Genomic DNA, 18,492 nt, shown 5'->3' on the forward strand with positions numbered 1-18,492 from the left:
TTGTATGAAACGAATTGTAACAATTTTCATTTCTCTACTAATTGTCTCTGTCACACTTCTTTCGAAACCAATTGTGGATAAAGATATTTATGCCTCAGTTGTCAATTGGACTGACCAGATCATCGTTTCAAGTGTCAAAGAAACCATTCCCAAAATTGTTTTTGATGAGGATGATCCTGAATTTTCTGGCAAAAATACAGCAACGAGTCAAGGCAAAGCACATTCCATGGCGCGTAAAAAAGCCAAAGAAAAACTAAAAGTGCGACTGAGCCAACGTTTAGAATCTCTTTTGTTCAATGCAGACTATACAATTTTTGAATACACCCAAGTGAACCAACAAGCTAGGTTACGTCTTAATTCTTACATTGGGGCAGAAAAAGAAGAATATGATTTTCAATTTGTCAAAAATGTTTTGGAAGCAAAAGCAAGCCTCCCCATCAAAGGGAAAGATGGAATCCTCGCTCACATACCTATTGAATATGGAACTGAAAAAGTTCCTGAGTTTAGCGAAGAGATGATCCCTGTAGAATTTTCTGGGCTTGTTGTGGATGCAAGGCATTTGCCAGTCAAACGAGCGTTATTTCCCAAAATCCAAACTGATCGAGGGCTTGATGTATATTCACCCTTGTATGTAAAAGATGCGTACGCAATTGAAACTGGCTATATCGTTTATAGAGAAGATCAGAATGGAAAAGCGAATGAGATGAAGGTGGGAAAAAATCCGTATTTTGTGCTGGCTCTTTCCACCGCAGGGAAAAACCAAACTGATTTGATCATCCCCACTGACGAGGCGGCTAAACTTCTGAGCCACCCCGAAACTCGAAGGAATATTACACGTTGCAGAGTTTTGATTTTAGTTTCTCAGTGAGAGACAAAAACATTTTTTCTGCTTTTCCATATTCACCGTTAAACAAATAAGCAAAACCCATATCCTCTAAATCTTTATGACCCAAAGAACCTGATTTTTTTTCTAATTCGGTGATATTGCGATAAACGGAATCATACATCTTTCTTTTTTCTTCAAAACTAGGAAGGTTTAGTTTGTTTGGAATGTTTTCAAAGATAAGATTGGCTTCCTTGTGGCGGTCCAAAAAGAGTAAAGCCATTCCAACCAGTTTATGGATATCAGAATCATTTAAGAGTTTCATGTTATCACGAAACACTCTGATCACTTCATCATATCGTTTTAAGTAATAACTACAAATTAATTCTTCTTTGATAAAGGAAAGATCGTTCCATTGTTTTTTATAACGAACAATTATGTTTTTTGCATCGTCGTAAGATTCAGCTCGAAAATAGATTTTAATCGCAGTTTGTATGATAGAAAAACAAAGAGGATTGCTTTGTGTTTGGAAGTATAGATTTAAGTTTTTACAAGCTTCCCCGTTTTTTCCCAATTCAAAATTTTGAATGGCATCTACGAGAGGTGCTAAATTGGAAATACCTTTGGGAGCCTGAACCATTGCTCGTCCAGTGAGCTCGTAAAGTGCTAAATAACTAAGGTGTTGCACATAAAAATTGTCAGGATGGCGTTTTGCAAGCACCACAACATCTTCGTTGGAACCTACCTCATATAAATCCCAAGCTTCTTTTTCGACTGTTGTAGTTAAAACTTGGGTTGCTTGTTGTGCCATAAGGTACCTCTCTTTCTATTAAAGAATCGGTCTTATGGCATTTTTTCCGTTAAAAAAAATTATGGTGTTAATCGATAAATCATTCTAGGGAAAGGAATACACTCTCGGATATGAGGTAATCCACAGACCCAAGCAATCACTCGCTCTAGACCCATTCCAAAACCTGCGTGGGGGACCGATCCATACTTCCTTAAGTCCAAATACCAGAAATAATCTTCTGGTGGTAGGCCCTCTTCTTTTAGACGTTCCACAATTTTATCGTAGGACTCTTCCCTTTCTGACCCTCCTATGATTTCACCAATTCCGTCTGGTGCGATCAAGTCTGCAGAGAGAACGGTCCGTGGGTCATTTGGATTTTGTTTCATGTAAAAAGCCTTGATGGCCCTTGGAAAATTTTGGATGAAAATCGCTGTACCAAAATGAGTGGTTAAGATTTGTTCCCTTTCTGCATTGATGTCTTCCCCCCATTCGATATTTTCTCCCGCATCTTTTAAGATTTGGATGGCATCTCCATATTCCACTCGGGGAAAAGGTTTCTCTAGGGTTTGGAGGAGTGTCAAAGGGTCTCGTTCGAGGGTCTTAAGATCTTCTTTTGTGCGCTCAATTGTCGTTTTTAAAACTGATTTTACAAATCGTTCTTGTAAGGCCAGGTTCTCATTCTGCCCAAGGAAGGCAGTTTCTGCTTCCAACATCCAAAATTCGGTTAAGTGGCGTTTGGTTTTACTTTTTTCCGCTCGGAATGTGGGACCAAAACAATACACCTTGGAGTGAGCAAACGCAGCGGTTTCCAAATACAATTGGCCTGTTTGTGCTAAATACGCTTGGCCTAAATCGAAATATTCGGTGGAAAATAAGGTACCCGCTGATTCACCGATAGATCCTGTTAAAATGGGTGTGTCAATAAGCGTATAGCCATCGTTACGGAAAAATTCTCGGATCGCAAATGACAATTCAGACCTTACCCTTTGGATGGCAAGTTGCCGTTTGGATCGTAACCACAAATGCCTATGGTTGTGTAGGAAATCAGGTCCATGTTCTTTCGGAGTGATGGGATAATCGGAAGATGCACCTACAATGGTAAAAGAGGAAAGAGAGAGCTCCTGCCCACCGGGTGCTTTTTCATTTTCCTGCCATTTGCCATTAACGATGAGCGAAGTTTCTTGGGGTAAACTTTTGATTTGTTTGAAGAGGTCTTCCCCCAGGGATTCCTTTTCGCATACCACTTGTAGGATTTTACCGTTGGTCCTTAGCTGTAAAAACTGTACATGGTTATTGCCTCGAAGGCCTTGTACCCAACCTTGTAATGGTAGGGATTCGTCTGTCATGGTAGGATGGGATGAATTTGGATCTAAACTTGGAATCATGGATGGTTTTTTCTGTTTGCCAGTTCAATTTTCTCTGAAATTTTGAACTTACAGAATGAAATCTAGCATCCTATTAGACGGTAAAGCGATTTCCGAAAAAATCCGAAATCGAATCCAAGAAACATTAGCAAAAGCGAAAGCGGAAGGTAAGGGAATTCCTACACTTGCCACCATCCTTGTTGGGAATAACCCTGCATCGGAAACCTATGTCAATATGAAGGTCAAAGCCTGTGAAAAAGTAGGAATGAATTCACGATACATTCGTTTGAAAGAGGAGACTACCACCGAAGAACTCTTAGTCGAAATTCGTAAATTAAATTCTGATCCATCTATCAACGGGATTTTGTTACAACACCCGGTTCCGCATCAAATTGATGAACGTAAGGCTTTTGATGAAATTGCATTAGAAAAAGATGTAGATGGTGTGACAACGGTTTCCTTTGGAAATTTGTCTATGAATAGTGAGGCTTACTTTCCGTGCACTCCGTACGGTATGGTTTTACTTTTGCAAGAATATGGAATTGATGTCACTGGGAAACATGCTGTGGTTGTAGGAAGATCACCAATTTTAGGGAAACCTATGGCGATCATGTTAACTAATTTGAACGCTACTGTCACCCTTTGCCATTCCAAAACGAAAAATTTACCCGATCTGGTCAAACAAGCAGACATCATTGTAGGTGCTGTGGGTAAACCTGAATTTATCAAAGCAGATTGGATCAAAGATGGTGCAGTGATTTTGGATGCTGGGTATAACGTAGGTAATGTGGGAGATATCGAAGTTTCAAAAGCAAAAGATAAGTCTTCCTACTACACTCCTGTTCCCGGTGGTGTAGGCCCTATGACCATTTCAGTTCTTCTTTTACAGACTATGTATAGTTTTTTAGGTCAATTTTCTCCTAAGTTGGATTCTCATGCCACAAACCGTTAGTTTTGACGAATGTTTTCAAACAATTCCAAAACTAGATCCACCAAGTGATTTAGATAGTTTTTGGAAGTCAGGGATAGGTGAACTCAAAAAAGTTCCGATCAAAGCTACTTATAAAACAGTTTTAAAGGGTTCTTTCATCTGGGAATCTTTGAATGATATCAGTTTTCAAAGTATCGACAATCATGTGTTACATGGAAAACTAGCAATTCCAAGAAAACGTGGGGATCGTCCTGTTGTTGTGTATTTTCACGATTACCTTGCGATACCAGAGGAAATCCAAAAAGGATATTCTGATTTGGGTGTTGCCCAACTTCACATCACATTACGTGGACATGGTGAAGAAATGATCCAAATACCAATAGATCCGGCAACTGGTAAATCACCAGTTGGATGGACTCCCAATTATTTTGCCCATGGCCTTGACCAAAAAGAAGAGTTTTATATGAGAAAACTCTATTTAGATGTGATACGTACCATTGAATTTCTAAGGCTTTCTGATGGAATCGATGGTGATCAAATCATTCTCCATGGAAAATCTTTAGGTTCCGCCTTGGCAGTATTTGGTGCAGCATATTCTGATCGAATAAAAGGACTTATTTTAGAAACACCTTCTTTTTGTTATATTGATAAGGATCAAATGTCCTTAAAAGGAAACCCTTGGGTTCGTGAACTCACTCCATTTTTTGAGAAACGAGCCACTAAAAAAATAGATTACAAAAAAGAATTATCATATTTTGATGCGATGAATTTTGCTAAAAAGATAAAAATTCCTGCCCTATTTTCTTGTGGAATGGAAGACCAAATCTCTCATCCAAAATCAACATTTGCACTATTCAATCATATGAATTGTGATAAAAGAATGCAGTTATATCCAACAGAAGGAAACGAAGCTGGAAAAGAAAAACAACCACAAGCGAATTTAGAATTCGTTAAAGAAATTTTTGCCCTATGAGTTTGATTCCCTTTGTCTTTTTAAACACAAAATCAGGTAAAAAAGAACCTTTTGCACCCAAGAATCCTAATTTAGTTTCTATCTATTCATGTGGACCAACTGTTTATAATTTTGCTCATATAGGGAATATAAGATCTTTTTTATTCGTAGATATTTTGCGCCGTTCCCTTCTGTTAGGTGGCTATAAATTAAACCAGTCAATGAATATCACTGACATTGATGATAAAATCATTAATGAATCTATAAAACGTAACATTAGTGTGGAAGAGTTTACTAAACCTTGGACTGAAGCGTTTTTTAAAGATCTATCAACATTACACGTTCAAACCTTGGAACACTATCCCAAAGCGACAGAATCCATTGAGGATATGGTGTCCCTTGTCGAAACTTTACAATCGAATGGGTTAGTCTACGAACGTGAGGGAAATGTATATTTTTCCATACAGAAATTCAATCGTTATGGTGAATTATCTAAAATTGATGTTTCTGGAATGAAGTCAGGTGTTCGTTACGATGCTGATGAATACGAGAAAGACGATGTGAGAGATTTTGTATTGTGGAAAAACCAGAAAACGAAAGATGAAAAATGTTGGCATACTCGTTTAGGTACGGGCAGACCAGGTTGGCATCTAGAATGTTCTGCCATGATTCGCAAAATTTATGGTTCGGGGATTGACATTCATACCGGTGGTATTGATTTACTTTTCCCTCACCATGAAAATGAATTCGCACAAACAACAGGTGCATATCCAAATGAGGAATTTGTAGGAACTTGGCTTCACTGCGAACATTTATTAGTTGATGGTGAAAAGATGTCAAAGAGTAAGGGAAATTTTTATACCTTACGAGATATTCTAGAAAAAGGTTATGAGCCAAAAATAATTCGTTTTCATTTAATATCAGCTCATTATAGAAGTAAGTTGAATTTTTCTTTGACCAAATTGGAAGAATCGAAAGTATCTTTAGACAGAATTCAAAACACAATCTTTCGATTATTGGATACTGGCTCATTATGGAATTTGATTCCAGATGATGGAGAAAATTTAGTTTTTTCCCTACCAGAACTAACCAAACTCAATGATAATTTTTTAAATGCATTAGCAGATGATCTCAATGTTCCCAAGGCACTTGCGATTCTTCATGAACTTGTGCGAATCGTAAACCAAACACTAGACCAGACTAAAATAGAAAATGTAAATCTTTTTTATGAAGAGGCACTTCGTTTGTTTTTTAAAATGAACGAACTATTTGCGGTATTTTCATTTGAAAAACCAAAGGCAAATTTGGATGGAATTTCCGAAGAATGGATTTTGGAACAAATATCAAATCGAAAATTAGCTAAACAGAATAAAGATTTTGTTACTGCAGACAATATACGAAAAGAGTTGGAAAACAAAGGCATCCTTCTCGCTGACACAAAAGAAGGAATCACAACATGGAAAAAAGCCCCGTAGAAATACTTTTTGGGAAACGGAATTTTTTTGAATTTTTAGAATCACTGGAACAAATGGCTCCGGAACGAGGCATTAAAACCATTCGAGAAGTCATTGTCAAAGATGGAATTGGAAATGAAGAAAAACATAGGATTAAGTCTTATTTACCCAATTCTGTAAAGTTCACAACTGTCTCTAGCAGGGAATTAGATCGAATAGCCCAAGATAAAAATCACCAAGGGTATGTGATCATTCGTACAAAACAAAAATCGTTTACATCACTTGGTTTTGAACAATTTAAACAAAACATTCAACCAAACGAAGGGCCAATTTTAATTTTGGATCGTATACAGGACCCAGGCAATTTGGGTAACCTCTTACGTACAGCTGAATGTATGGGAGTAAAACATGTGTTAATGTCTGATAGGGACACGTCCCCTATTACTCCTGTTGTTGAAAAAGTATCTGCAGGTGCAATTCACCATATTCAGATTTATAGAGTCGCGAATTTAAAACACGGAATAGAATTTCTTAAAAAAAATGAGTATTGGATCCTTGCCACTGATGAAGAAGGGGAAGAAGAGATCTGGGAAAATTTACCTGATGTTTCCCAAATGGCTGTAATCATGGGGAATGAAGGAGAAGGTGTCAAAAGAATTTTACTTGAAGATGCAGATTATGTAGCTAGGATTCCTTTATATGGTGCGGTTACTTCGCTCAACGTGGTAGTTGCTTGTGGAATTACTTTGGATAGGCTACATCATGTTTCGCAATAAGCGAATCATAGGATTTTTTTTATTTTTCATTTTCTCAATCATCACATTTCAATCTTGTTTATATGATTTTTATAGGAAAGAATTTGTTTCCGAAAAAGACAAAAACGAAGAAGCATTGTTACTTGCTTTTCTTGGACTTCTACCTAATCCCAATCAAAAATTATTTGGTTTTATTCCCGGAACTTCCAGAAATTTAGCAAATTCTCAATTTGTATCCGTTGACTGGTTTCCTAAAGCCAATGCTAAAAAAATTATTTTTGTTCATGGTTGGAATCCAGCAGAAAGAGATTCTGATCCAATTACAAACGATGAAAAGAAAATTCAAAATATAAAGAATACGTTCTCTAATGGACTCATTCATTACCAAGAAGGAAGGGATTCTGCAAAATCAGAATTTGATTTGTACGTATATACCTATAGAACTTCAAACAGTATTTTAGTGAATGGTAGACAGTTTTATGCCACTTTACGTGCAAGTTTTGTTGATACCGATTCCGTTTATATTGTAGCTCATTCCATGGGTGGACTTGTCACTCGAGTTGCACTTGCAAAGGAAACAGGAGATTTACCTTTTATACGTTTAGTCGTAACACTTGCCAGTCCGCAATACGGATCACCATTTGCGACTAATAATTTCTTGGGTTCGAATCCCTTTGTAAATGAACTAGGGAATTATTTAGTCAACACTCAAGGTGGGCAGGAACTTGCTTATACAAATCAAGGCAATTTACAACCAGCATTGAATGGAGCCACAAATCTTGTGTTAGATGCTTTGAATGATTCTTATCTTAAGTCAGGTTTTAATAGTAAGTTTATTAGTTTTGCAGGGGTCTTAAGTAGCTGTAGTGTTGGCGAAACATTTTACTATAACACAGGATGTACCCTACTATCCAATGCTGGATTTACTCAATCGGACGGTATCGTCCCTGTCAATAGCGCAAGGATTGGTAACCTAAGTAACAAACAAATCAACGTAACGGACTGTGATCATTCCATGATGGCTTTCCAGACAATCAATGTAGATGACACAAAAAGCCGAAATTTATTTTCGCAAGTGATCACTGAGATTCGTAATCACCCATAAAGAAATTTTTAAGGTTTGGATTTAGACTGTATTTTTTGAACGGAGAAAATGAGTCCAAGAAGACCAAGTAGAAAAAATAAGATTCCAAATTTGATTTCTCCTTCGTTCCAAAAAAAGCACTGAATCGTATAAAGTCCGCCGAATACAAAACTCAATCCGAATAATGTTCCAATCAAAGATACAATCATATGGTTTGGATAAAAGTTTTGTTTGTATTCTGGATTTTCACTGAAAAAACCCCTCCAAAAAAAGTAAGGAGGTTTTGTCGTTTCATAAAAAGAATATAAGATTTCCTTTTTTGTATGGGGTAATACATAAGTGGAAAGAAGTAAGATGATCGCAGAACTTATGGAAGTGTATAGAATGGAATAAGGAAAAGGAAAATGTAGTATATGGGAATACACAATATAGAAAATGGGGGAAAGTATAAGTGCTAAAATTTCAGTCCAAGCTGAAACCCTCCAAAAATACCATCTAACAATTAATACAAATCCAATACCTGAAGAAGCTTCTAGTAAAAATACCCAAGCACCTTTGATGGTATCCATTCCATACACTGCTAGGAAAAATGAAAAGATTGCTGTAAGGAGTTGAATGAGATAGGAAACTTTAACAAAATAAGAATCTGATTTTTTTCCATTCGTGAATGGTTTCCATAAATCATTGACCAGATAAGATGCACCCCAATTCAAATGAGTTGCTAAAGTGGATAAATAGGCAGCCAAAAAGGCACTGAGCATTAACCCTTTCATTCCATTTGGCATTCCTTCTTGTAATACCATGAGAAATCCTTTTCCACTTTCTATCTCTGATAAATTTGGGTATAAAACGATGGATACAAGTGCTACTAAAATCCAAGGCCACGGTCTTACAAAATAATGAGCAATCACAAACCATAAACTACCCTTTAGGGCTGCTGATTCATTTTTGGTAGCAAGGATTCTTTGCGCGATGTACCCCCCGCCTCCCGGTTCTGATCCTGGATACCAACTTGACCACCAAAGAACTGTTAGAAGGATTAGAAAATGATCCCAAGGAAGGGATCCATGATCCCCATTGGGGAAAAATAGGATTTTGTCCTTGGGTAATAGTGATTTTAAATTTTCCAAACCACCTATTGTAGGAAGTTGGAGTGCAAAATAGGCAAAAAGGATACAACCAATCCACGCTAAAAAAAATTGAAATACATCAATATAAGAAATTCCACGTAATCCAGCGATAGCAGTATAAATCACACCGAATAACAATAAAAATACTAATACAAGTGACGAATTGATACTTGGAAAAAAAACAGGAATGATTTTTAACATGGCTAGGTTTACCCAACCAAGGATCACTAAATTTAAAAGTAACCCAATGACAAATGCTTTAAATCCTCTTAAAAATTCTGCTTCCTTACCACTATAACGAATTTGAATGAGTTCTAAGTCGGTGCTTGCACCAGACCGTTTCCAAAGTTTGGAAAAGAAAAATACAGTAACAAAACCACCAACAGCCATGTACCACCAAATCCAATTTCCAGAGATACCTTGTGTTCGAATAATCTCTGTTACAGCAAGTGGTGTATCAGCAGCAAATGTTGTTGCTACCATGGCAGTTCCCGCAACAAACCAGTTTAAACTTCCTTCGGCTTGGAAATATTCTTTCGTAGAATTGTTTTTCGCTCGGAAACGATATAGAATGAAAAAAATAATGAAAAAAGGAAAAAGAAAAAATAGATAATCTAAGATATGAAATGAATTCATAATCTTACTTTGATGCCCATTTCTTTCATTGTTTGTTTTGTTTCTTGGATGGAAAATTCGCCAAAATGAAAGATGGAAGCAGCAAGTACAGCATCAGCACCACCACGTAAAATGACTTCTGCCATGTGTTCTGGATTACCGGCACCACCAGAAGCAATAATCGGAATGGAAAGATTACTCGTGAATGTTTTCATCAAAGTAATATCAAATCCATCTTTTGTTCCATCTTTGTCCATGGATGTGAGTAAAATTTCCCCAGCACCCATTTCATATGCTTCACGTCCCCAATCTAATGCTTCACGACCAGTTTCTGCTCTACCACCATTGAGATACACTTCATATCGTTTTCGTTCTGGATGGAATTTAACATCAATTGCACAAACGATACATTGTGATCCATATATCTCACTTGCATCTTTTAAAAGCTTTGGGTTTTGGAAAGCACTTGTATTGATCGAAACTTTGTCTGCTCCTTTATTAAGGACTGCTTTGACATCATCGATGGTTCGAATTCCACCACCAACAGTGAAAGGGATAAATAATTTGTTCGCAACCTCTTCTACTAAATGCAAAAGAATGTCTCGTTTGTCAGAGGAAGCAGTGATGTCTAAAAAACACAATTCATCTGCTTTGTTTTCTTCATATGCAATTGCACACGAAACAGGATCACCAGCATCAATCAAATTGACAAACTGGACCCCTTTTACAACTCTTCCTCCTTTGATATCCAAACAAGGAATCACTCTTTTGGTTAATTCATCCATTTTATTTGATCTCTTTAGGCAATGTTATCTTACAAAGATCTAATTTGGAGAGTGAATATGCATAACTAAGTAGTTTAACTTCATCAAAATGGGACGTTGTTAGTTGGATTCCAATTGGAAGACCATTTTGATCAACACCTGCAGGACAACTGATCGCCGGAACTCCTGCTAGATTCACAGAAGTTGTCAGAATATCTGCTTGGTACATTTGAATGGGATCTTTTGTTTTCTCTCCCACCTTGAATGCTGTTGTTGGAGATGTAGGCTGTAATATGACATCTACTGACTTAAAAAAATCTGCATATTGTTTTCGGATGAGAACCCTTGCTTTTTGCGCCTTTCCATAATAAGCGTCATAGTAACCAGAACTTAAAGAGAAGGTTCCGAGTAATATCCTTCGTTTGACTTCTTTTCCAAATCCAGCACTTCTTGATTCCGAATATAGATCATCTAATTTTCCAGAGGTTTCCTTTCGTAATCCGTATCGAATTCCATCAAAACGACTTAAATTAGAAGAACATTCCGCAGTTGCAATTAAGTAATATACCGGAATAGCATACTTCAAAAGAGAAAAATCCAATGCGACTAACTCAGCACCTTTTTCTTCCAATGATTTTAAAATTTCTAAATAACGTGCGTTCACATCAGGTGAAAAATTAAAATCTTCCGTTTTCATGATTCCAATTTTTTTACCTTTCCAGTCAATTGTACTCACCGATTTGGAATCAAAATGATCTACTTTAGCGGTTGTTTGGTCTTTTGTATCAAGTCCTGATAAAATTTCTAAAAGATCGCTTATACCTTCCATGTCATTGGAAAAAGGTCCTATTTGGTCCAAACTAGATGCATAGGCAACAAGTCCATATCGTGATACTCTTCCATAGGTAGGTTTTAATCCCCAAATGCCACAGAGTGATGCAGGTTGGCGTATCGATCCGCCCGTGTCTGAACCGAGTGAAATTGGTAACATGGAAGCCGCAACTGCCGCCGCCGAACCACCACTTGATCCACCTGGAATACGATCTGTATCAAATGGGTTTTTGGAAGTTTGGAATGCACTGTTTTCTGTAGAAGAACCCATTGCAAACTCGTCCATATTGAGTCTAGGAAAAAAGACAAAACCTTTCTCTTTTAATTTTGTGATGACAGTTGCATCGTACGGAGATTCAAAATTTTCTAAAATCTTAGAGGAACAAGAAGTGATTTCCCCTCTGATACAGATATTGTCTTTGATTCCGATTGGGATTCCATCAAATTCAGAGAAAGGTTTACCAGTCTTTCTTCTTTCGTCACTTTCCTTTGCTTGGGTAAGGATTTTGTCTGCATTTAGATTTAAAAATGCTTTTACTTTTGAATCACTACTCTTAATTCTTTCTAAATATGCGGAAACTAACTCTTGTGAGGTTAAGCTTCCGTCATTTAATTTTTTTTTGATTTCGGAATAAGTAAGAAAAATAATCTCTTTCATGTTTCAATCACCTTAGGAACAACTACATACCCATTTTCGTATGAAGGAGCTATTTTTGATAAATCATCTCGTTTCAGTGAGTTTTCACTTAGATCTTTTCTCAATTCATAGAAAATTTGTTCATAGATCTCATCATCACCAACTTTTGATGTATCTAGATTTTTGATTTCATCTACATATTGTACAATTCTTGAGAAATCACTAAGCATACCTGCAATTTCACTGTCTTCAATGTTGAGTTTTGCTAAATTAGCAATGTTCTTTAATTCTTTTTCATCCATAAGGTTTCCTCAGTATGCATTCCTATCTATAATCGCTTTTAATGGTGTGAGTAAAATGATTTTTATATCCAAAAGTAAAGACCAGTTTTCGATGTAGAAAATATCTGCTTCGATTCTTTTTTCAATAGAGGTATCACCTCTAAATCCTTGGACTTGTGCCCAACCGGTGATCCCAGCTTTTGCCGCATGACGGCGCATATACTGGTGGTGTTCATTTCTGAATTTTTCCACATAAAAAGGCCTTTCTGGTCTTGGCCCCACAACTGACATATCACCAAGTAACACATTGAAAAATTGTGGCGTTTCATCCAAAGACAATTTACGTAAGATAGCACCAACGGGAGTTACCCTTGGATCATCCTTGACAGTCCATAAAGTATCTGATTTTTCTTTGGCTTGGACAACCATGGAACGGAATTTAATCATTCCAAAAACTTTATTATCTAGACCTACTCTTTCTTGTTTATAAAAGATAGGACCATTACTTGTCAATTTCACAAGTAGTGCAATTAAGATGTAAAATGGACTAAACAATAGGATAAAAAACAGCGAAAACAAGATATCAAACGTTCTTTTTAAAACTAAATTATAACCTAATCGTAATGGAATGTTACGAATGGAAATAATGGGAATCCCGTCTAACACTTCCACTCTACCTTTGGCTGTGACTATCTCTTCGTAACTGGGAATTACTTTTAAATCGATTCCATGGAAATCAGCTATGTCTATCACTTCTTTTAATGAATCCCCTTCTTCGTGTGAAAGTGCATAAACAATTAAATCAATCTGGTTTTGTTCTACAAAATTCTCTAACTTCGTTGTAGATGTGACAGTTTGAATTTGTTTTGGGGAAAGGTTTTTTTTACCAGCCACAAACCCTTTGACAGTATAACCGTAAATTGAATGTTTTTGTAATGTTTTAGAAAAGTTAATGGCTGATTTTCCAGTGCCAATGATGAGAACAGACTTTAAGTTATATCCCTTACTCCTTAGATACTGCATAAGTGATCTCAGAATAAAATGGGAAAATGAAGTGAGGATTACCGTACAAATTGCAAAGTATCCAATTACCAATCGAGAAAAACTTTCCCCTCGAAAGAAAAACAGTAAGGAAAGTACAACGAGAAGATTAAGGATCACTCCTGAGATGATTGCAAAAAGTTCATCTGAAAAAGATAAACCTCTTCTTGGGTGGTATAAATCGATTGATAAAAAAGAAACTACTTGGGAAAATCCAAGCACAATTCCCAGGATTAAATAATTGAGTGGATCAATTGTTTGGATTTGGAAACTCGAATCCGGAGATAAATAGTACCGAACAACATAAGCTGTTAAGAAACTTGTTAAGCCTATAAAAAAATCAGTAACTAAGAATAGTAATTTGAATGATTGACTTCTTTCTTTTAGCATTTGGTTACCATCTTAATCTGTTAAATCTGTCGAAGTTCCATCTAATGGACGTTTTCTGAATCGATACAATCTTACCCTAGTTGCTTGGGCAGATGATGAATCTCCAAAATTGAAATTTGTTAAATTTACAGATAAATATACGGATTGATCGTAAAAAGTTAATTGGTTGTTAAGAGCAAGACCTCCTGGTAAAGCACGAAGGTTCATACTATATCCCAATCGATACTCCCAATTATGAAGATCCATCTTAAACGTCATCATAAACCTGTTAATATTAAATACTGTTTTTTGTCTTTCCGTTTGTCCTTTAGCCCCTGTTCCAGATGCTAAATCTTCCCAGATTGTAGTTTGATCATAATTGGTTCCAGTTTGTGCCGTATAAAGTTCAGGACTTGTATTTAATGCATAAAACTGACCTTGTGCAAGTGCTGTTAGGCGCCAAGGTTCCGTTACTCTTGAGTCTAATTCTAATTCGAGTCCTGTGTAACGCGTTACTTTCACATCTGTTTTGAAAAAGAATCGGTAACTATCTAAAAAACTATCTTTATAGACGTGGTACCAAGTTGAACCGATTTCCAAACTTCGGAAAGCACGAATGATGGGCCAAGAAAATCCACCCATTTTGTATGATACTGTTAAATTGTTGGATAGGGATCGATTTTGTGGAGTATGATGAACATAATCATTATTAATAAAAATACCAGAATAAAAATTCCGTTTTCGTTCCAACAAACTTGGTCTTCTAGTTGTGAATCCATCCACAAAATCAAAAAAACCACCAATCCTAACAACTGTATAATACCAACGTTGCATATTGGTTAGTCCAGGATTATACGAAGATGAAAATTGACGTAAGTCCCTGATAGTTCGAACTGAAATATCCCAATCATTTAATGCATAACTTTCTAAAGAAAATTCAGCTTCATGTTGGCGTAAATTACCTAAAATTGGATCTTTTGCTTCCGCTTTATCTGCATCTAATCTTCGATAAGTGGTAGAAAGAAAAATTTCGGGAATCCCCATACGAACTGTATGAGATTGTCTTACATATTGATACGATTGTTGTTTGAGTAAAGTTGCGTATGCTTTGTTTACATCGCGGTCGGGTCCATTTAACTCACTTCCAGTTCCTGGAAATTCAACAGATTGTTTTGTGGCTCCCATATAAACGGAAGGAGTAAACGACATGTATGCTCCCATCGCAATTGGAGAACGAAATCCTGTTTCTCCTACCACATTCGTTTGTGACCTTAATACATAATCTTGGTATTGGCTTCTTGGATCCACAACTCCAGTTGTTGGATTTAACTTTTGTTGTGGAGGACCATAAATTCGATTGATGTTTGTTTGGAACAATAAATCCCAATAAACAGGACTAGCTGTTCCTGGGATGAGTCCAATATTACTAGAATTCCGAATGGTGACAGCTGGTAATGTATCTTGTGCTGCAAAGAATTGATTTGCTTGGATTTGGTAAATGAGTGTACGACTCATAGAGATACCAACACTCAAATCCCCTCTATTTTCCGTATAATTGAAATTCCAGTTTAAAAGGTTTCGGATGAGTCCAAAACGCACATCACGGTATGTGTACAATGATTGTAATGAATTGGAAGGTTGGTATCGATTTCCAAATTCATAATCAAACAATCTATTACTATAATTTTCGTATTGTAATTGGAAGTTTCTAGTGTAATCTTTTGAAAAGTCATTAAATTTAGCGTTTAAACGTAAGTCAGCTTTCCACCAAGGGTCATAGTTAACGCCTGTATTACGATAAGGAAGACTTGAGTTCGGAAACAGTTCTCCCCGATCTACGTTGTTGGTTACAGCAACTGTTCCAATTCCACCATTTTTAAAACGATCTTCATAAACTGGAGTGATAGCTGTGTTTTTATAATTAGCATAACCTAAGTTGATATTATAATTGAGAATGGGTGAAACTTTCCACATCTCTAACTGGGCAGCTTGTCCCGTTTTTTCATACATATCAAAACGAAATTTATACCCGTTTGCTAAGAATAAACTATTGGGATAAGAATCTGACCACTGGTATGAGTTTTGCCAAAACCAACCTTGCGTATTATTTTTACCAAACTGTGTGGTAACTCCATTACCAGATTCTGAATTGTACAAAAACGGTAACATAAAAAGAGTTGTGCCACCAACTTTATAAGAAACCCATTGCGCAACTACCGTCCGATCATCATGGATGACAATCCTTTTTGCTTGGAATGATTCATGTGGGAGCTCCGCATTACAAGCAGTAAAGTAACCCATTTCTAATAGGTATCGTTTTTCATCCAATCGTTTGATCTTTTGACCAATGAAATGGGAAGGAAACATACTTAACTTAGAATTGTACACAACACCTTGGTTTAATTTTAGATCGTAGATCATTCGATCTCCAATCACCTTTGCATTTCCGTCTTTGTATTCCACTCCCCCTTCCGCATAAATTTCTTGTCTATTGGCGTCGATGGAAACGGAATCAGCAATTAATTCCCCCGCTTTGATTTTAACACGTACCTTTCCTCTTAAAACTAGGACTCCACCTTTTGTTTTATCAATGTTCATGAGTTGGCCTTCCGCAGCATTCTGGATTTGGATGGGTGGACCTTTTTTCGGTTGAGAGGCAAGTAACGATTCAGGTGTGAGTGGAACTTCTTCTGGTGGGACAAGTGCTTCCCGTAAACGTTCCCGTTTGGTATAAATCGTACCTGTTGGATTCAAACCTAAATTTCTTAAGTTATCTTCGACTTCTCGGTCGGTCATCACATCAACGGATTTGCGAACGATGCCACGTTGGATTTGTGTTGTGGTCTGTTTTCTTTCTTCCTCTTGTTGGTTTTTAGTTGGTAAAGATTGGTCAGGGAATAGCAGTTTTAAGCCATTTGTATCCTGTGCCAGAATTTCCATTCCGAGAAGAAAACAACAAAATAGTATGAGAAAATGAATGGATTTTTGCACAGCGGGCTTTGGAAGTATAGAACGAGAGTTTTACCCCTATCGAAAAAATCAATGGAAAACCAGGTAGAAATTCGGACCTGAATCTTGTAAATTCTATGAAAAAGAGGTTGCGTAAGTTTCCGAGGAATGGACATAATCAAATGGCTCGAGACTTGAGCATAGGTGAGTTTTAAATGTCTAAAACCTACTCTGGAGAACGCATTCCAGGTACCTTGCGGTACAATCTCAAAATTAGAGACGGACAAGAAGAACACATTGTCCAAGTTCCGGAACCGTCGATCCAAATCCTCACAGATGGTTTTGGTCCAGAGGAAAGTGCCAACCGATTAGCCCTTGCTTTGCTCCTTGATTTTACAAAAAACCCTCAACTTTCCTTTGCTTATTACAAAGACTTCAATTTTTTCTTAGCGGGTCTTTTGTCAGAAGACAATTGGCTTTTACATTCCAATCGAATCGAATTATTTTTTAAATTATTAGAAACTCCCCATTTGCACAAAAAACCAATCCTATCAGGGAATCGTTCTTAGACTTTTTAGTTCAAACAGGTTTAACAATGGGTAAGGTAAACACCCAAGAGGAAGACTCTTCCTCGCGTATTAAGTTTCCTTTGTGTTCGGCGATGATGCTACGGGTAACATCTAATGAATTCATTTGAGAAATTCCCATCATCAAATCTTCCGCACCATTGTCTTTGATTTGGATTTGAACAAATTCTTTTCCATCTTCGCCTACAACTGACAGAGATACAGAAATTTTCCTGCCGATGGAATCTTCTCTCGTATTCACGCGTAACCTTGCATCTTGGATTAAGTTGAGAAGGACTTGTTTGATTTTTTGGGGTTGGCAATACACATGGGGTACATCTCCCATTTCCAATTCACATTGGATTCCTTCTTTTAAAAAGTATTGGTGAAGGAAGGAACGTGTATCATTTAAAATGCTAACTAAATTGGAATATGTCCATTGGGAATTCGTGGATTGCGAATAAGAAACTAAGTTTTTTACAATCTTTGCAATTCGTTCTGACTCTTCCGCGATTTTTTCAGCTTTTTCCTTTAGGGTTGAATTAGAAGTTTTTTTGGCTTCTAATAAGATAAGATCCGCTAAATTGAGAATGGATGTAAGAGGATTGTTGATTTCATGTGAAATACCGGAAGCAACAAGAGCGATGGTTTCCCATTTTTGGTTTTCCGCCAATCGACTTTCCACAACTCGGATATGTTTTTGGACTTGTGATTTGTAAATTGCCATTTCCACAGATATATATAAATCACGGCTATTAAATGGTTTGATCAAATAACCAAATGGTTCAGTGGTTTTAGCCCGATTGATTGTGGCTTCATCAGAATAAGCGGTGAGGTAAATAACGGGAATTTCTTTACTTCTTTTGATTTTCCCCGCAATTTCAATTCCATCCATTGGACCATTTAACATAATGTCCATGAGAACTAGGTCAAAGTGTTCGGATTCAATTTGTTCAATCGCATCATTTGCTTCCGATACATATGTGGCATTGTAACCGTATTGTTTTAAGGTTGAACAAATATTGATCGCAATGATCCTTTCGTCTTCGACAACTAGTATTTTTTTTACATCAGTTTCTTTTTGATTTTCCACAATAGATGTCATTGTTTTATACAACCAGTCTCCACTATCAAATAGAATAATTTCCGTTTGTCA

At 36.8% G+C, this 18,492-nt stretch carries 16 protein-coding genes; 7 read left to right on the forward strand and 9 right to left on the reverse strand.

What is annotated here, in order from left to right; all coding sequences use genetic code 11:
- Positions 1-4 precede the first annotated feature (4 nt).
- Complete coding sequence (locus tag DI076_RS06325; RefSeq protein WP_108959111.1) at positions 5-868, forward strand: TP0624 family protein; 864 nt, start codon at positions 5-7, stop codon at positions 866-868.
- On the opposite strand, the gene DI076_RS06330 is transcribed toward DI076_RS06325, so the two are convergent.
- Together DI076_RS06330 and asnS are read right to left on the reverse strand one after the other, a co-directional pair.
- Entirely contained in the window at positions 831-1,634 is an 804-nt protein-coding gene (locus DI076_RS06330; RefSeq protein WP_108959112.1) for a hypothetical protein, read from the reverse strand. The genes DI076_RS06325 and DI076_RS06330 overlap by 38 nt on opposite strands.
- A 59-nt stretch (positions 1,635-1,693) precedes the next feature.
- The gene (gene asnS, locus DI076_RS06335) at positions 1,694-2,998 is read right to left on the reverse strand and encodes an asparagine--tRNA ligase (RefSeq protein WP_108959113.1); all 1,305 of its coding nucleotides are present in this window, start codon (positions 2,996-2,998) and stop codon (positions 1,694-1,696) included.
- Between the two features lie 55 nt (positions 2,999-3,053).
- On the opposite strand from asnS, the gene folD reads away from it, so the two are divergent.
- The 5 genes from folD to DI076_RS06360 are packed head-to-tail and all read left to right on the forward strand — an operon-like array spanning position 3,054 to position 8,174.
- The gene (gene folD, locus DI076_RS06340) at positions 3,054-3,929 is read left to right on the forward strand and encodes a bifunctional methylenetetrahydrofolate dehydrogenase/methenyltetrahydrofolate cyclohydrolase FolD (protein ID WP_108959114.1); all 876 of its coding nucleotides are present in this window, start codon (positions 3,054-3,056) and stop codon (positions 3,927-3,929) included.
- Positions 3,913-4,881, forward strand: a complete 969-nt coding sequence (locus tag DI076_RS06345) for an acetylxylan esterase (RefSeq protein WP_108959115.1) — start codon at positions 3,913-3,915, stop codon at positions 4,879-4,881. The genes folD and DI076_RS06345 overlap by 17 nt, the downstream gene beginning before the upstream one ends.
- Positions 4,882-4,883: 2 nt before the next feature.
- On the forward strand, positions 4,884-6,335 hold the full coding sequence (cysS, locus tag DI076_RS06350) for a cysteine--tRNA ligase (RefSeq protein WP_439957279.1): 1,452 nt from the start codon (positions 4,884-4,886) through the stop codon (positions 6,333-6,335).
- Positions 6,317-7,090, forward strand: coding sequence for a 23S rRNA (guanosine(2251)-2'-O)-methyltransferase RlmB (gene rlmB / locus DI076_RS06355; protein WP_108959117.1), 774 nt, complete (start codon positions 6,317-6,319; stop codon positions 7,088-7,090). The genes cysS and rlmB overlap by 19 nt, the downstream gene beginning before the upstream one ends.
- Positions 7,077-8,174 carry an esterase/lipase family protein gene (locus DI076_RS06360; RefSeq protein WP_108959118.1) on the forward strand — a complete coding sequence of 366 codons (1,098 nt, stop codon included), beginning with the start codon at positions 7,077-7,079 and terminating at the stop codon, positions 8,172-8,174. The genes rlmB and DI076_RS06360 overlap by 14 nt, the downstream gene beginning before the upstream one ends.
- An 8-nt stretch (positions 8,175-8,182) precedes the next feature.
- Here DI076_RS06360 and DI076_RS06365 read toward each other — a convergent pair whose 3' ends face one another.
- The 6 genes from DI076_RS06365 to DI076_RS06390 are packed head-to-tail and all read right to left on the reverse strand — an operon-like array spanning position 8,183 to position 16,761.
- Positions 8,183-9,919 (reverse strand): sodium:solute symporter family protein, encoded by a 1,737-nt coding sequence (locus DI076_RS06365; protein WP_108959119.1) that lies wholly within the window; start codon positions 9,917-9,919, stop codon positions 8,183-8,185.
- Positions 9,916-10,683 carry an imidazole glycerol phosphate synthase subunit HisF gene (hisF, locus tag DI076_RS06370; protein ID WP_108959120.1) on the reverse strand — a complete coding sequence of 256 codons (768 nt, stop codon included), beginning with the start codon at positions 10,681-10,683 and terminating at the stop codon, positions 9,916-9,918. The genes DI076_RS06365 and hisF overlap by 4 nt, the downstream gene beginning before the upstream one ends.
- Position 10,684: 1 nt before the next feature.
- Positions 10,685-12,151: an Asp-tRNA(Asn)/Glu-tRNA(Gln) amidotransferase subunit GatA gene (gene gatA / locus DI076_RS06375; RefSeq protein WP_108959121.1), complete on the reverse strand. Its 1,467-nt coding sequence runs from the start codon at positions 12,149-12,151 to the stop codon at positions 10,685-10,687.
- A complete protein-coding gene (gene gatC, locus DI076_RS06380; RefSeq protein WP_100726816.1) occupies positions 12,148-12,432 on the reverse strand; it encodes an Asp-tRNA(Asn)/Glu-tRNA(Gln) amidotransferase subunit GatC in 285 nt (94 codons plus the stop codon). The genes gatA and gatC overlap by 4 nt, the downstream gene beginning before the upstream one ends.
- 9 nt (positions 12,433-12,441) lie before the next feature.
- A complete protein-coding gene (locus DI076_RS06385) occupies positions 12,442-13,842 on the reverse strand; it encodes an undecaprenyl-phosphate glucose phosphotransferase (protein WP_108959122.1) in 1,401 nt (466 codons plus the stop codon).
- A 12-nt stretch (positions 13,843-13,854) separates the two neighbouring features.
- Positions 13,855-16,761, reverse strand: a complete 2,907-nt coding sequence (locus DI076_RS06390; protein ID WP_108959272.1) for an LPS-assembly protein LptD — start codon at positions 16,759-16,761, stop codon at positions 13,855-13,857.
- A 224-nt stretch (positions 16,762-16,985) separates the two neighbouring features.
- Here DI076_RS06390 and DI076_RS06395 point away from each other — a divergent pair, with 224 nt between their 5' ends.
- Positions 16,986-17,339, forward strand: coding sequence for a hypothetical protein (locus DI076_RS06395; RefSeq protein ID WP_108959123.1), 354 nt, complete (start codon positions 16,986-16,988; stop codon positions 17,337-17,339).
- Positions 17,340-17,349: 10 nt separating this feature from the next.
- On the opposite strand, the gene DI076_RS06400 is transcribed toward DI076_RS06395, so the two are convergent.
- The gene (locus tag DI076_RS06400) at positions 17,350-18,441 is read right to left on the reverse strand and encodes a response regulator (protein ID WP_108959124.1); all 1,092 of its coding nucleotides are present in this window, start codon (positions 18,439-18,441) and stop codon (positions 17,350-17,352) included.
- Positions 18,442-18,492 lie beyond the last annotated feature (51 nt).

Source organism: Leptospira ellinghausenii (assembly GCF_003114815.1).
Taxonomy (GTDB): domain Bacteria; phylum Spirochaetota; class Leptospiria; order Leptospirales; family Leptospiraceae; genus Leptospira_A; species Leptospira_A ellinghausenii.